This is a genomic window from Streptomyces sp. NPDC016851 (genome assembly GCF_055562795.1).
Genome location: NZ_JBVHEP010000006.1, coordinates 104222 through 118811 on the forward strand (window position 1 = coordinate 104222; position 14590 = coordinate 118811).

The window sequence follows — 14590 nt, forward strand, 5'->3', positions numbered from 1 at the left end:
CTCCGGCGTGCCCCGGGGCCTGTGTGGCCTCGTGATCAATCGGCTGCTTCCAGGAGATCTCCGAGCCAGATCATCGAGGCGCGGAGTTCGAGGCCGGCGAGGTAGTTCTCGGGCGTCTTGTCGAAGCGTGTGGCGATGCCGCGCCAGTCCTTCATCCGGTTGATCAGTCGCTCGACAGTGTTGCGACCACGGTAAAGACCGGCTTCGAAAGTGACGGGACGGCCGTTCCGGCTGCCCTTCTTCTTTTCGCGGGAACTGAGCCCGGCCGGGTGCGGGGCCGGCCCCGACCGGCAGACGAACCCGGATCTTCTTCAGCACGGGGACGAACTGAGGGCTATCCGCCCCGGCCATCGCGGGCGGCTGGGCATCGACGTGGAGGAAACGGATCCGGAGGCTTTCGCCGCATGCTGGGCAACCCGCATCGGGCAGTTTCTGGCACGGGGGCGTGCTCGAATGGCTGTGGCGTGAGGACTGCTTCGCCCCCTGGGCGCTGGGTCTGGCCATGCGCTACATCGACCGGAACGTCGCCGTCGCCGAAGCGACCCGCCTGCTGACCGAGGCGGCGGAGGCCGGCTCGCAGAGGGGGCCTACGGCAGATGGTCGGCCTGGCCCGTCTTGATGTCCCGGATGAGCGCCCGGAGGGCATCACGGCGAAGTGAAGAACACGGTGAACTTGACGTGTCAGCCGGACAATCATCGGGGAGATCAACACACTCTCCGAGTGGAAGAAGGCGAATCCGAGCACGGCTCGAGTTGAGATCGACAAGCCTGATAAATGGATAGCCGTCACACCGTGACGCACGACTGATGCCGCCAGGATTCCGTTCAGCCGCCGAACCAGACGACGAGGCGGACGTTGTCCTCACCGTGGAGTTCGGACAGCGTGCCCATCACATTCCACACAGGTTGCCATGGTCCGTCGGTCGGTACCAGGTCGCGATAAGGGGGGACGACAGGTCGGTACACCTCGTCGCCGAGCAGGAGTTCTCCGTCGGCGGGCCACCGGGCGGGGGCGATGTTGCCTTCTCCGAACTTGGCGGCGGCCGAGTCGTACAGCTCATCCGGGAGTGCGGCCAATCCGTTGGGTACGAAGGATCCTTCATGGGTGCGGGACCAGCGCCGGACCCAGTACCGAGACGGACCGTCGGTGCAGGGGGCATTCCAGTCGACAGCCGACAGCTCACGCCACGAGAACCACGAATTACTGTGGCCAGCGAAATCGTCCGCATCCCTTTGTACCGTGTCCGACATATCTACAGGGGCTCCGCGCTCAGGGAAGTGAGCTCTGACAGGCTCCACACTCCGGACGTCGAAGAGTGCTGACCACGACATGTAATCGCGGGCCCAATGAAGGTGCCGGAGTTCGGAGAAGGCCTCCCACAGCACGTGTTCAGTGCCATAGCGCCCAGGCTGGGGCCTGCATTCCAGCCATCCATACATGTTGGTACTCATAAAAGCGACTGTATCCAATGCTGCCGCTGCTGAGTGTTCTCATGGTTGCGTCCAGCGCAACACGAGCACGGCATGCTTGAAGACGCCCAGCGTGCGAGTTCCCTTGAGGCAGGCTGGGACCATGGATGGTCCAGGACGAAGACCCCGAAGGAAGCGATGGATTACCTGGACGTCTCGTGACGCCAGCGCCTCGAGAAGCTGCCGGGGCAGCGACGGAGAGCGACTTGTGGACACCTACCTGCTGCCCGCTGCCATACGCGAGCTGCCACCGCCCTGGCACGATCTGACATACCGCAAGTCTCAGGCTCTGGAGGCACTTGCTCCCACGGAGGAGAGACGTGAGCAGGCCCGGCACGTGCTGCGTGCGTGCCTGCCCGACCGACGGCAGAGTGTGCACGACTGGGACGAGGAACTACGGGACTTCTACGACGACCGTGATGACCACACCGTGGACGAGGCAGACGCCTGGTTGACCCGGATCATGCCGACCACTTCCCAGGTCACTCGGGAGCGGGTGGAGCAGGTGGTCGGAGCCTGGGCCGACATAGGGATTCCCGTGGTGCCTGAGCCACCGACTGAACAGTGGGTCGACAGGGTGGCGGCGGAGTGGGCCGCCTCGGTGCGGCAGGCGCTGGCGTACGACGCCTTCGCTTTCATCGAGCGTGCAACCACCGCCGGATTGCTGAACGATGGGGAGGCTGAAAACGCCGCGCTGCTCGCAGCGGCGTTCGTGCGGGTCGGCATGGCGGTCGAGGCGGCGGTGCGCCTGCTTGTCTCGCTCGGTCGTCCGCACGGCGAGAAGGCCCTGAGAGAACTCGTACACGACGACCAGGTCCGGGACTTCCGCCCGTATGTGCGTTCCCGGCTACTCGGGCTGCGCCGTTCGGTGTACGAGGATCGGGCCCGGGAAGTCACCCGCGACGAGGAGCCGCTGCTGCCCGAAGGGCTGCAGGGCCTTCCGCATTCCTGGCAGAACGACTTCGGCTGGGACGCGACCGCGCCCGATTCACACAGCCTCGCCCAGGCGCGTTCAGCACTGGAGGCGTGTCTGACTGTCGAACGGGTGCCGGATGACGCGCAGATGTGCAGTGACGCTCCGGCGGATTGCAGTGCCATCGCTGAGGTGGTGCGCGCCCTGATGCCGTACCCACGGCTGGTCACTCGCGAGCGAATGAACGAGGCGTGGCGCGAGTGCCAGTCGTTGGGGTTCGAGTTGGAAGGCATCGGCGCCGCGTGCTTCGCCAAGGTCTGGTGCAAGAAGATCGCTGACCGAGTCACCGCAGCCGTCTTCCGCTGGCTCGCTGACCTCCCGCAAGGCGGAGGGGCGGCAGGCGACAAGAAACCGGCTGTTCTGTCGGCGACGGCCCTCTGGGCCGCGGAATTAGCCGAGCGGTGCGCCCGGCGCGGCAGCGCGGTAGAGGAGGCCATCTGGTTCCTCCATCGCACGGATGACGTGCCGGACAGCCGGGAAGCCCTGGCGCGACTGGCCTTCGATCCGAGCCTGCCGGCCACGACGAGGAACGCCGCGCAGGAGTGGGCGCCATGAGGCCCCTACACCCGTTGCTGACCGCAGAAGGTGTACGACGGGGCGAGGGGTTGGTAATGCTCTACAGCGGCTCCTCCCAAGTGATGCCGTCGGTCATGGTGGCTCCTCCAGAGTTGACCGCGATGGAGTATCTGGGAGTCTCATGAGCGACGATCGGCAGGTGCCCAAGATCCTCGGGGAACTGGCGGCGGCGATGGCCGACGCTCCGCCGACCACAGACGGCTACTGGACGTCCGAAGAATTGCACGACCTCTACGAGCGGTTTGAGAAGGAGCCTGACCTGCCGCTCACCGACGGCCAGCGGCGACTCTTCATGGCCCGACGCGCCTGCAATGCGGCGTCGTCACGTGTCCATGGTCTGTTGCGCTCGCTGGGGAAGGTTGTGGAGCACGGCCAGGTGACCACCCTCCCAGAGGCCGCCGTTCTTGCTGAGGCGTGTGTGCGCGCCAGACTTGCGGGGTTCGATGCGATCAGCGTTCTCTACCGCCTGGGTGTGCCGTATGGCGAGCAGGCGCTGGCACGACTGGTGCCCGACATGCATGTGGGCGCCAGCGATCGACGCTGGGGCCGCTGGTGGCTGAGGCGCCTGCGGGAGCCGATGCACCGGGGGATGGCTAGCCGTCCTGTCGAAGGTGAGGAGCCGTTGCTGCCAGAGCTGGTACGGAACCTGACAGTCGGTTGGCAGGGCGGCTGGGAGGTCGAGGAAGAACCGGCGCAGGAGCGCTTCGCTCAGGCCCGCGCCATTCTCGAAGCGCTCTTGCCCAGCACGAGGCTGCCGTTTCCGGAGCCCATTCCGGAATGGGAGGGGGACTGGGACGAAGACGAGGATGAGCGCCCCGATTGGCTGGAGATCCGCATGGTGCTGCGAGATCTGATGCCGGATGTCGGGCTGGCTACCCGAGAGCGCATGGCCGAGGGCTGGTACGAGTGCAGGCAGCTGGGGCTGGATTTGCGTGAAGGGCCTGAGGAATTCGGTGCTCGGTGGGCCACGCGCATTGGTGCCTGGACCGCGGAAGGCATTCTGTCCTGGCTTTGGCGAGAGGACCAGTTCTCCCCGTGGGCCCAGGACCTCGCCAGGCGCTACATCGACCGGAATGTCGCCGTGGCCGAGGCAACTCGCCTGCTGTCCGAGGTGGCAGCGGCGGAGAGCGGCTCCTGAATCCGTGGCATACAACGAGGATCACGCGGAGGCTCCCGACGACCGCACGGCTGCGCTCCTCGGAGAGTTGGAGGTGGCGATCGCCGCTGCGCCGCCGGGAACGAGTGGTTGGCCGGAGGAACTGGAGGACCTCTGGGATCGGGCTCAGGAGGAGCCCGGTCTCGCGCTCACCGATGAGCAGCGTCGGCTCTTCGCGGCCCGGCGGGAAAGCTGGGAGGCTTCGTTCAAGGTGCAACGGTTGCTGCGTTCCCTGCAGGAAGCCGTGAGACGTGGCGAGGTACTGGACGTCGCCCGAGCTGCTGCGCTGGCCGAGACATCCGCACGCTCCGGTCTCGGTGTCAGTCAGGACATCGTATTGCTCCGCGATCTAGGCTTCCCGTACGGCGAGCAGGCGCTGGCGCGCCTGGTGCAGGACGAGTCGGTGGGCGAAAGCGACCGGCAGGATGCCCGCGAATGGCTCGCCAAGCTGCGGAGACCGGAATACGAGGCACGGGCGGCTCGTCCTACCGACGGCGAGGAGCTGCTCCCCCCCAAAGTGGTACGCGATCTGACATCCGGCTGGGCCGGCGGCTGGGAGATCGAGGACGAACCGACACCGGAACGCTTCGCCCAGGCCCGGGCCATTCTCGAAGCGCTGCTGCCTGACCAACGGCTTGCATCGGAGGAGCCCCCGCATTGGGAGGGAAAGTGGATCGAGGATGCGGAGGACCGGCCGGCGTGGCTGGAAGTCCAGATGGTCCTCGTCCCCCTGATGCCCGACGCGCGGTTGGTCACACGGGAGCGTCTGATCTGGGCCTGGCATGAGTGCGAGCGACTGGGCATCGACCTGGAGGACGCGACCCCCGAGGCTTTCGCCGAGCGGTGGGCTGCGCGCATCGCCGCAAATCTGGCACAGGGCATGCTCGAATGGCTATGGCGCGAGGACTGCTTCGCACCCTGGGCTCAGGACCTCGCCATGCGCTACATCGACCGGAATTTCGCAGTCACCGATGCGACGCGCCTGCTCACCGAGGCAGCGGAGGCCGGCACGCAGTGGCGGCCTACAGCAGATGGTCGGCCTTGCCCGCCTTGATGTCCCGGATGAGCGCTCGGAGGGCATCGCGGCTGTCGGTCAGATGGCGCTCCTCCTGCCCGGCGACGGCGATGTAGGCGTTGCCTTCGGTGTCAGTGCCTATGCGGAAGCAGTTGTTGCCTTCGGCGCAGTAGGGCTCTTCCCAGGTGATCTCGGCCATGGTGACTGCTCCTCAGAGGGCTTGGGCAATGCGGTGGATGAAGTCCCGTGATGCCTGCTGGTCCAGCGACTTGGCGTGCCACCAGTCCATGTGTGCACGGTACTTGGCCAACTGGGCCTCGGCGTGAGTGAACTCTCCGCCGTGTGCGGAGTCGAGCTGCACGGTGTCGAGTTGGGGCACAGCCGCGCTGGCGTACAGGACCGCGTGCCCCGCCCCTGGGAACACACCAACCTCGACGGGCAGGACCCGTACGTCGACGTTGTCGTGCTCGGACATCTCGCACAGGTGGTGGAGCTGCTCCCTGGCCGTGCGCCGCCCGCCGAACTGCATGCGCAGTGCCAACTCGTGGACGTACGCGACGTATTCGACAGGCCCTTCCCGCTCGAGAACCTGCTGCCTCTGCATGCGCTGGGCAACTCGCAGCTCTACCTCCGACTTGGGGAGCGGTGGCAGTGCGGAGTCGAAGACGGCGCGGGCGTACCCGCTCAGTTGCAGCAGTCCGGGTACGTGCACGGTTTGCAAGGACCGCAGCTTTTCGGCGAACCACTCCAACTCGGCGACGTCCAGCAGACCCTGGGGGAGTATGCCGCGGTACTGCTCCCACCAGCCCCGCTTGCGGGAGTCGGCCATGGCGACGAGAGCTTCGACGTAAGCCTGGTCGGCGCAGTCGTAGTTGCTGGCGAGGACCCTGATGCGCTCAGGCGAGGTGGCGCGGATCCCCGCCTCCATGTTGGAGACCTTCGTCCGGTCCAGCCCGAGCAGCCCGGCGGCGTACTCGGTGGTCCTGCCCGCGGCCAGCCGCATCTTCCGCAACTCGGCACCCAGACGCCGTTGACGTTCGGTGGGCATGGTCCGTGTCGGCATTGGCACCTTCCTCCCCTGTGGTCCGACTCATTCTGCCCCTGGTAAGCAACCGAGCCAACTCAAAGGAGGCAATGTCGAGGAACAAGTGGCACTAGTGCCGCCAACTGCTCTACCGTCAGTGACAGATCGACTACACAATTCTCCGCCGAAAACGGAAGCGCATCACGCGCGCCCGCCCACACACTCCTGCCCTGGGAGGGGTGGGCCCGCGTCAGGGAGACGAGCCACCCGGCGGAGCGCAAAAACCCCGACGACCAAGGGAGTTGCCATGCCCGCGTCCGTGACCACCTGCTCGTCCCCGGCCACCGCCCCCACACCCTCGACGCCCGAAACCCTCGCCTACAGCCTCACGCTCCCTGCCGCACTCCAAAGCCCGGCCATCGCCCGCACGGCGACGCGGACGATCCTGAGAGCTCACGGTCTGGAGGACGTCACCGATGCAGCGGTGCAAGCGGTCGGTGAACTCGCGGCCTGTGCCTGTCGGTTCACCCCCTCCACAGAGGTCTACTTCTCACTGCGCTACCGGGAGTCCGCCCTGCGCGTGATCCTCTACGACGGCCACCCGCGTCACACGAATCCCCACCTGGCGGCAGTGTGCGACACCCGGCGCCGAGCGGCCCTGCGGGTGCTCGCCTGTGTGGTCCGGGCGTGCGGCGGCAACTGGGGTTTCGGTGAGACGCGCGAGCCGGGCGGCGGTACGCGCATGTGGGCCGTGCTTCCGCACCACGGCGCCCGGGCTTACGTACGCGGCGGCGGCGTACTCAAGCGATAGTTCCCGCCATTTGGGCCCCGTTTTGGGGCCACGGGCCCATCCCGTCCCGTCGTCCCCTTCCTACCCTCGGGCCGTGTCGTAGAGCGAAGGTGGGGGGACATGGCCTCGATCGGGGGAGCGCCGGAGTTCGGGGCCGGGTGGCCGTCGGGGCCTGGCCGGCGGAGGGACATGCCGGGTTCGCTCGCGACGGCGCTGGTGCTCGTCCACACCCTCTTCGCGGTCACGGTCGTCGGTGGCCTCGGCCTCCTGCTCACCGCGGCCTCGTACGACGCCCTGGACGGCGGAGTACTCGCCCTGACCGCCTACGCCGCCGCCCCAGGAGCAGTCGGCTGGTGGTTGGCCCGGCGTACCTGGGAGGGCGGAGCGAGGATCAGGGGCGGCCTGATCGCCGTACAGATCTGGCTGATCCTCGGCTCGATATCCAACATCACCGACGGATCACCGCGCGGCTACACCCAGCTCTTCCTCCCCTCGCTGATCCTCTACTTCCTCACCCGCCGGGACAGCCGCGACTGGTACCTCCTCCCCGAGTCGGCCAGGGCCGAACGCCGCCCCTTCTCCCTGGCCCGGATGATCAGCTGGCGTCGGGACGAGGGTCAGACCGCAGTGGAGTACGCGGGGCTGGTGGCCGTGGTCGCGGCGATCATCGTCGCTCTGCTGGTCGGCGGTCTGGGAACGCAGATATTCACCGGCATTCAGTCGGCGGTGTGCAAGGTCACCGGAACGTCGTGCCCGGCGGAAACAGGAAACGGCGGCGAGGAGGTTCAGGCCGGCGACGGCGCGGACGGGACCGACGGTGAAGACGCAGCCGGCCAGAGCCAGGGCCAGGACGGTCAGGACGATGCCGGCCAAGGCGCCGAGAACGGCGGATCCGCTGACCACGGCACCGGGAACGGCGGCACAGGCAACGGCGATACCGGGAACGACGGCCCCGGCGGAAACGGGCCCGGCGGAGCCGATTCCGGAGACCAGGACACCCCCGGGTCCAGCTCGGGCGGCCAGGTAGGTGAGGAGGGCGCCGACAGCGGCTCCGCCTCGCAGGGCAGCGAGGACACCACCGTCTCGTACCCCGAGGAGACCGACGAGGAGAAGAACGACGCAGCTGAGGGCGAGCCTGGATGGGAGGAGGACGAGCAGGCCGCTGGGGACAGCGGCGACGGTGACGACGGCGACGACGGCTGCACCTCCGGCGTCGGGGCCTTCTTCGGCTGTGTGGGGGACCAGTTCAAGCAGGTGGGACAGGGCCTGTTCGTCGACGGCATCTGGGGTGACGTCACGGGAATCTGGGACACGGTCACCAACCCGGGTGAGGCGTGGGAGGGCCTGAAGGACTACGGCAGCTCGCTGGGCGACCAGTGGTCCGAGGACGCCAAGGACGCAGGCGAGAAGTGGGAGAACGGCGACTACTTCGACGCCCTCACCGACTGGGGCGGCGCGTCGTGGAACACGGGCGTCAAGGTCCTGGACGACACGTTCGTGGGCGACGAGGTCCGTGACCAGTGGAACAACGGCGAGAAGACCCGCGCGGTCACCAATGTCGTCTGGAACGTCGGCTCGCTCTTCATCCCCGGCTACGGCGAAGCCAAGATCGTTCAGAAACTCGGCAAGCTGGGCAAGCTCGGCAAAGTCGGCAAGCTCACCGAGAAAGCCGCGAAGGCGGCGGAGGACGCCAAGAAAGCGGCCAAGGCCGGTGACGCCGACGCCGCGGCGAAGGCGGCGAAGGAGGCCGACGAGGCGGCGGACGAGGCCGAGGAGAAGGCGAGAAAATCCGGCTGCACCATTGCCTCTGCTCCCGGCCGCCGTGTCCCGTACGGCGACATCCCGGGCCTGACCGGGTCCGCTGGCAGCGGCACCACGGTCCTCGCCGCCGGCGGGTCCCGCGCCCCCTATGTCGTACTGGCCGAAGGCGGCTGCGACGAGGAGGCCAAGAAACAGGCGGAGGAAGCCCGCAAGCAGGCCGAGGAGGCCGAGGCGGCCGAAAAGGAGGCGAAGAAGGAAGAAAGCCGCAAGAAGGTCGCCAAGTGGAAGAAGCCGTCCTGGTACAACGACCTGAAGAACCCGCGAAAGGGCTCCAAGGACGGCGGTGACGGCCAGTGGAAAGCCAAGAAAGCGGTGGCCTACTGGCCGAGCATGGAGCGCTGGATGCGCTACCAGGAGCAGGTCACCCATGTGAAGCGGGGCAAGGAATACGCTGTCAAGGATCCGAGGACGGGCAGGGACGTCGACTTCGATGGCTGGGACTCGTCACGGCAGACTTACATCGAGGCGAAGTTCGGATACGGCAAGAAGGTCGGCGAGGACGGGACTCTTCAGAAGGCGCAGGCGGACAAGTTCATCGAGCAGGCGCAGCGCCAGCTGCGGGCTGCGAACGGCAAGCCCGTCGAATGGAACTTCTCCAACAAACGGGTGGCCGAGGCGACACAGAAGGCGTTCGACGACGCCGACCTGGACGTAGTGGTCAAGCACATCCCGGCGGAGAAGTAGGAAAGAGGAGCGCGTATGTCGGGCGAAGTGGTCGTGAAGGTCTCCTGGGGGCCCAGGCCGGAGACGCCTGTGCAATTGGCCCAGCGGTGGCTGGAGCTCCTGACCGGGCTGTCGGAGCTGTCGGAGCTGTCGGAGGGGGCGCCGGCCGAGTGGCGCTGGGAGGAGGATTCCGGCCCGGGGCAGCCCGTACCCGTGGAATCCGAGGCTTTCGCGGCGGCACTGGAGGCGGCCAACACCCAGGACGACCGGGACATCCTCGGCTACACGGCCAACGTCGTGGCCACCCAGTCGGACGGCGCATACCTGCGGGCCAGGGTGATCGCGGGAGGCTCGAACGAATACTCCCCGTTCACGGCGGTGGTGCACCTGTTCCCCGCGTCCGGTTCGGCGGCCGTACCCCTGACGGGCCGGTTCACCGAGGTGCTGGCGCTTCTGGCGGACGTGTGGGACGCGGACCATGGGCTGACTTACGACCGGCCGCTGTACAACGAGCTCAGGTCGGCCTATGGCCTGCGGGCCTCCCATCCACGCGCGGGGTGGGCGGTGTACCTGTCGGAGAGCCGCGCCGCGCGCGTCCCGGACGACTTCTCCGCTCTCCGGCGCCTGCCCGCCAGGCACGGCGGAGTCGTGCTGGAGATCGCGGACAGCTCCGGCGGAACGCCGTCCACCCAGGCGGTGCTCGCCGCTCACAAGACGCTTGCCGGGACCGGTGCTCTGGACCCCCTGCCGGTCCCGGCCACGGAGGCGAAGCTGTGACGGTGCGGGTCGGTGAGCGGCTCAAGATCTCGGTGAACGACGAAACAGTGAGTGCCCCTCGATGAGCGTGCAGCAGTACATCGCCCGCATCGACGACCTCCTGGCCCGCCCCCTGACCCGCGGCGACGCCTACCACCTCGTGACCCTGCACGAGAGCCGGGACTTCGCCCCGCCGAACGACGACTGGGACGAACTCATGCGGACCGGCGAGGAGTTCGAGGCGGAGCTGAAAGACCTGGCAGCGGCGTTGGACGCCCGGTGGGGTCGGCACGGGTCCATGTCCATGGAGGACTACGCCAACGCCTTCCTGGACCCGGACGACGACCTCCCGCCCTTCTTCCAGGAGCTGTGCGAGAGCGGATACTTCGGTGACCTCCTGTACTGGCGGGTCGGCGACCGTCTGGTCGCGGCGAGCGTCGGCCATGAGGACAAAGAGGAGCCGGTCGTGCTGTTTGCCGGGGTGACCGGTTCCGATGAGGGGTTCCCCGACTAGGACGCCCACGGGGGCTTTTCCATCGCAGCGTTGTTCCCATCGCCGGATAGATAGCTTTGGTGCGGCAAGAGCGGGTGACGCCGTCAAGGACGCCGTACTCGCTGACAACGCCGAGCGTATGCGCTCGGTCAACGCGGCGATCGCGGGAACGGACCCCGAGGCGAAGGCGCTGAACTTCTACAACACCGGCAGGGCGTTGGAGGCGGCCGCGATCTGGGTGGACAAGTTCAAGAAGGCCGATCTCGGCATCACGGGCACCATCCGGTACTACGACCGGACCGTGACACTCGATGGCAGCAAGGCAGCCTCGGTCGTGTTCTGCGCCGATGAGAGCAAGGGCTACGCCAAGGACCTCAAGACGAACAAGCCGAAGTTCACCACGCCCTCCGATGAGGACTTCATCCTTTACAACACGCGGCTGGAGAAGAACAGCGACGGGGTCTGGCAGACCACGCGCATCGTTTCGACTGCGGGAGCGACGCAGTGCTTGAAGTGAAGCGGAGCGCGCTCGGAGGCCTGGGGGTCTGACCAGGATGTCGTTGTCCGGGACCTAGCCGCGGCTGCCGGGCGCATGACGGCAGCGACACGAGGGAATACTGCCTGCCGAACACCGGAGCCGAGGCACGCACGCCGGAGCACAGCACACGGGGGAACACCATGGCCGCGACGACAGCACGCGGACTGCGCAGAAGTGGAGTTGTCCTCGCCGCATTGATCGCCCTGACGGCGGCGGCCGGCTGCGGCAGCGACTCGGACGAGCCCGCGAAGGCGTCGTCCCCATCCGGTGAGCAGCCCTCGAAGGCCGACTCCACGAAGCAACCCAAGCCCACTCCCGAGCCCAAGCCCTCGGTGTCCGCCGCGGACGGCCGTGACATCACCGCCTGCGCGGACGGCAACTGCGAAATCGCGGTTTCGGAGCCGGTGAAAATCCCCTTCAAGGGTCCGCGCGGCCCGGCCACCCTGTCCGTCACCGAGGTCGGCCCGAACAGCATCGCGTACACGGTGAAGTCGGGCAGCGGCCAGTCCAAAGGCAGCGCGAGCGGCCCGGGGCAGGGCTGCATCACCGTCCTCCGCAGCAACGGCAGCGGCAACTCGTGCGGCGGCCTCGGGGACGCTGGTCGCCCGAGCCCGCAGCCGGACGCGGTGGTGATCCAGGCGGCGACCGGGGAGGACGGTACGGCCGTCCTCCAACTCGTGTCGGACCGATGACCGCGCGGCTTTCCGCGCTTCATGGCTTCATGCTGAAGCCCTGCCGGCCTGAGCTGCCGGGCGGCCGAACGTACGCGTCGGGCGGGCCGCCGTGCCCCAGGCGAGATCTGTCCCGGGGCCCGGGCCGTGTCGGAGCAAGCCCCGGCCAAGAAGGTTGAACTCGACATCTACGTGGAGGACGCCCTGGTCAATAGGAGAGTCCGTCCGCGCCCGGCTGGGGGTGAAGTGCTAAGTGATGACCTCGACGGACACACCTCCCCGCACCCCCCACCCCGCCATCACCCCTGCCTCCGCCTCCACTACATGCCGGGCACGCAGCCGCGGCATCCCCAACCGCCCCGGCCGCATGGTCCGCACGGTGATGACGCGAAGGTGCCGATCGAGATAGGCGACATCGATCGGCATGCGCATGCGAAAGGTGTGCACGCTGTTGGCGGGGGAGAGGAGGATCGCCCCCTCGACGGAGTCCCGCCCCAACAGCCCCTTCGTCCGGGCGTGGTAGGAGGTGGCGATCTCCAAAGGAACAGTGACAGGCGGCCCTTCACCACCCCCATGCACGACCAGCTCTCCGCGACCGTCCCGCCAACGCCGCCCCATACAGGCCCCCTCCGACTGTGCCGCCTGCCACCTGCCAACGGCTGTACGAACCCGAACGTATCCATAGGGGCGTAGGCCTCACATGGGTCTACGGGCCCATGCCCTTTGCTGGTTCGTGAGTGAAATGCCCTGCGTGCCGTCACACCTGACGGACGGATTGGCGCGTTATGCAACCGTTACGGCTTGAACTGGTCGGCGAAACGCCGATTCCTCCCCATACAGCCCCGTGAGTTGACAACCTTCACTCTGGTGCGGCTCCACACCGCTGTATAGCTTTGGTTCGCTCAAGAGAAGCCTCGCCTCTTAACGGGAGCCGACCGTGAACCGCCGCCCCACCCTCCTCGCAGCGCTCACGCTGACCGTCGCTGCGGCCTTGACGCTGTCCGCGTGCGGGAGCGATGACAGCTCCGAGGGCAAGGACAACGACAAGATCGCGGGAGCCGACACGGGAAGCGAGGCCTCGGCGTCCCCGCCCAAGTCCGACCCGGTTGCCGCCGAACGTCCGAAGATCGACCTGCCGTCAGACCTGTCCTACACCTTCGACTGGCCCAAGACCGGGGACAAGGAGAAGGACGCGGTCCTTTCGGACAGCGAGCAGTCCATCAAGGCTGTGGACTTGGCGATCGTCAACCAGAACGCGCTCGACAAGCCGTACCTCTACTACTACGAGGGCGAAGCCGCCGCTGCGACGCAGAAGTTCATTCAGAACTACGTCGATCACAAGGCCGCCATCACTGGCGCCTACCGCTTCTACGCCCCCCAAGTAGCGGTCGACAAGGACGGTACGGCGTCGCTCAGTTACTGCGAGGACCAGGGCAAGGCGTATGTGAAGTACCTCAAGACCGACAAGGTCAAGAAGACGACGGTCACTGCCAAGAGCTACGTCATCTACCACACGTCGCTCAAGAAGAACGACAAGGGTGTCTGGATGATCCAGAAGGTCGTTTCGCAGAGCGGGAGTCCCAAGTGCCAGCCCTGACACGCCCGTTGCCGACGCTCTCGACGCTGGCCGTAGCCGGCGCGTGCTGGTCCCTCCTTGCATTTCCGGGCGTCGCCCACGCTGACGACACACTGGGTGACGGCACACAGGGCGCCGAGCAGGGCGCCAACGCCGGTAAGGACGGCACCCTTTCCGTCACTGCGGGCGGCGTCGTCTTCGACCGTTCGAAGAACGGAAGCGGTAACTCCGCGGGCGCACTGACGTCGTCCACGTCCTGGACGCCCCCGCCGTGCTGGTACGCCCCGAAGTACACCCCGGAACAGCTGCAGAAGTACCTCGAGCCGACCTGGGAGGCTGGTTCGACGGGCTACGAGTGGGACGCCAAGCAGCGTGACCGCTACGTCAAGGGGCATCCCTACAAGGACTTCAACAAGGACAAGACCGGCAAGGGCTACTTCTGGGACTCCTTCGTCAACAAGGACTTCCCCCCGGGCTGGGACTCCTGCGACGAAGAAATCTTCTGGGTGGACCAGGGCGACCCCCCGCCCGCGAACATCAAGAATGCCGTCACCCCGAAGATCCTCGCCGAACTCGCCTACGCGGAGATCCGCGTCCCCAGCACCAAGGTGACCCTGGCCCCCGCCCAAGCGACCAAGGTCAACCTGCCGACCTGGGCCTGGCTGAACGGCACCGAGTTCCAGCCGGTCTCCGTGACCGCGTCCGTACCGGTGCTCGGCATCCAGGCGACCGCGACGGCGGAACCGGTGTCGCTCAGGATCGAACCGGGCACCAAGGACGCCGTGACCTACCCGGCCTCCGGCGTCTGCGACATCGACAACGGCCGCATCGGCGAGCCCTACGCCAAGGGCAAGGCGGACCAGACCCCGCCCTGCGGAGTGAAATACCTGCGCTCCTCGGGTGACGGCACCTACCCGCTCCAGGCCACCGTCACCTGGGAGATCCGGTGGACCGGCACCGGCGGAGCGGGCGGCGACCTGCCCGACGGCACCTTCGGCGCCACGCAGAACGTGGTCGTCCAGGAGGTCCAAGCCGTCAACCGCTGACCCCAGCCATGAGTCCCACTGA

15 protein-coding genes and 1 pseudogene are annotated in these 14590 nt (G+C 67.1%); 11 read left to right on the forward strand and 5 right to left on the reverse strand.

Annotated elements, in window-relative coordinates; all coding sequences use genetic code 11:
- Positions 1-35: 35 nt before the first annotated feature.
- Both ACZ3I3_RS12065 and ACZ3I3_RS12070 read right to left on the reverse strand, forming a co-directional pair.
- Positions 36-339 (reverse strand): annotated as a pseudogene (locus ACZ3I3_RS12065) (IS5 family transposase); the annotation flags it as partial.
- 486 nt (positions 340-825) lie between these two features.
- Positions 826-1077, reverse strand: a complete 252-nt coding sequence (locus ACZ3I3_RS12070; protein ID WP_467364366.1) for a hypothetical protein — start codon at positions 1075-1077, stop codon at positions 826-828.
- 601 nt (positions 1078-1678) lie between these two features.
- On the opposite strand from ACZ3I3_RS12070, the gene ACZ3I3_RS12075 reads away from it, so the two are divergent.
- From ACZ3I3_RS12075 to ACZ3I3_RS12085, 3 genes are all read left to right on the forward strand, one after another.
- Positions 1679-2998 (forward strand): hypothetical protein, encoded by a 1320-nt coding sequence (locus tag ACZ3I3_RS12075; RefSeq protein WP_467364367.1) that lies wholly within the window; start codon positions 1679-1681, stop codon positions 2996-2998.
- A gap of 142 nt (positions 2999-3140) precedes the next feature.
- Positions 3141-4157, forward strand: a complete 1017-nt coding sequence (locus ACZ3I3_RS12080) for a hypothetical protein (protein ID WP_467364368.1) — start codon at positions 3141-3143, stop codon at positions 4155-4157.
- A 4-nt stretch (positions 4158-4161) separates the two neighbouring features.
- A complete protein-coding gene (locus ACZ3I3_RS12085; RefSeq protein WP_467364369.1) occupies positions 4162-5229 on the forward strand; it encodes a hypothetical protein in 1068 nt (355 codons plus the stop codon).
- Here ACZ3I3_RS12085 and ACZ3I3_RS12090 read toward each other — a convergent pair.
- Together ACZ3I3_RS12090 and ACZ3I3_RS12095 are read right to left on the reverse strand one after the other, a co-directional pair.
- Complete coding sequence (locus ACZ3I3_RS12090) at positions 5198-5389, reverse strand: hypothetical protein (protein ID WP_397617319.1); 192 nt, start codon at positions 5387-5389, stop codon at positions 5198-5200. The two genes, ACZ3I3_RS12085 and ACZ3I3_RS12090, sit on opposite strands and share 32 nt — an antisense overlap.
- A 12-nt stretch (positions 5390-5401) precedes the next feature.
- A complete protein-coding gene (locus tag ACZ3I3_RS12095) occupies positions 5402-6253 on the reverse strand; it encodes a helix-turn-helix domain-containing protein (RefSeq protein ID WP_467364370.1) in 852 nt (283 codons plus the stop codon).
- A 268-nt stretch (positions 6254-6521) separates the two neighbouring features.
- Here ACZ3I3_RS12095 and ACZ3I3_RS12100 point away from each other — a divergent pair, with 268 nt between their 5' ends.
- The 6 genes from ACZ3I3_RS12100 (at position 6522) to ACZ3I3_RS12125 (ending at position 11967) form a co-directional block, all read left to right on the forward strand.
- Positions 6522-7025, forward strand: coding sequence for an ATP-binding protein (locus ACZ3I3_RS12100; protein ID WP_467364371.1), 504 nt, complete (start codon positions 6522-6524; stop codon positions 7023-7025).
- A gap of 168 nt (positions 7026-7193) precedes the next feature.
- On the forward strand, positions 7194-9509 hold the full coding sequence (locus ACZ3I3_RS12105; RefSeq protein ID WP_467364372.1) for a Tox-REase-5 domain-containing protein: 2316 nt from the start codon (positions 7194-7196) through the stop codon (positions 9507-9509).
- 15 nt (positions 9510-9524) lie between these two features.
- A complete protein-coding gene (locus ACZ3I3_RS12110; RefSeq protein WP_467364373.1) occupies positions 9525-10265 on the forward strand; it encodes a hypothetical protein in 741 nt (246 codons plus the stop codon).
- Positions 10266-10326: 61 nt separating this feature from the next.
- Positions 10327-10758, forward strand: a complete 432-nt coding sequence (locus ACZ3I3_RS12115; RefSeq protein ID WP_467364374.1) for a hypothetical protein — start codon at positions 10327-10329, stop codon at positions 10756-10758.
- A 118-nt stretch (positions 10759-10876) separates the two neighbouring features.
- Positions 10877-11254, forward strand: coding sequence for a hypothetical protein (locus ACZ3I3_RS12120; RefSeq protein WP_467364375.1), 378 nt, complete (start codon positions 10877-10879; stop codon positions 11252-11254).
- 161 nt (positions 11255-11415) lie between these two features.
- The gene (locus tag ACZ3I3_RS12125; protein ID WP_467364376.1) at positions 11416-11967 is read left to right on the forward strand and encodes a hypothetical protein; all 552 of its coding nucleotides are present in this window, start codon (positions 11416-11418) and stop codon (positions 11965-11967) included.
- A gap of 228 nt (positions 11968-12195) precedes the next feature.
- Here ACZ3I3_RS12125 and ACZ3I3_RS12130 read toward each other — a convergent pair whose 3' ends face one another.
- Positions 12196-12564 (reverse strand): DUF192 domain-containing protein, encoded by a 369-nt coding sequence (locus tag ACZ3I3_RS12130; protein WP_467364377.1) that lies wholly within the window; start codon positions 12562-12564, stop codon positions 12196-12198.
- Positions 12565-12883: 319 nt separating this feature from the next.
- Here ACZ3I3_RS12130 and ACZ3I3_RS12135 point away from each other — a divergent pair, with 319 nt between their 5' ends.
- Both ACZ3I3_RS12135 and ACZ3I3_RS12140 read left to right on the forward strand, forming a co-directional pair.
- Complete coding sequence (locus ACZ3I3_RS12135) at positions 12884-13543, forward strand: hypothetical protein (RefSeq protein WP_467364378.1); 660 nt, start codon at positions 12884-12886, stop codon at positions 13541-13543.
- Between the two features lie 92 nt (positions 13544-13635).
- Positions 13636-14568 carry a hypothetical protein gene (locus ACZ3I3_RS12140; RefSeq protein WP_467364549.1) on the forward strand — a complete coding sequence of 311 codons (933 nt, stop codon included), beginning with the start codon at positions 13636-13638 and terminating at the stop codon, positions 14566-14568.
- Positions 14569-14590 lie beyond the last annotated feature (22 nt).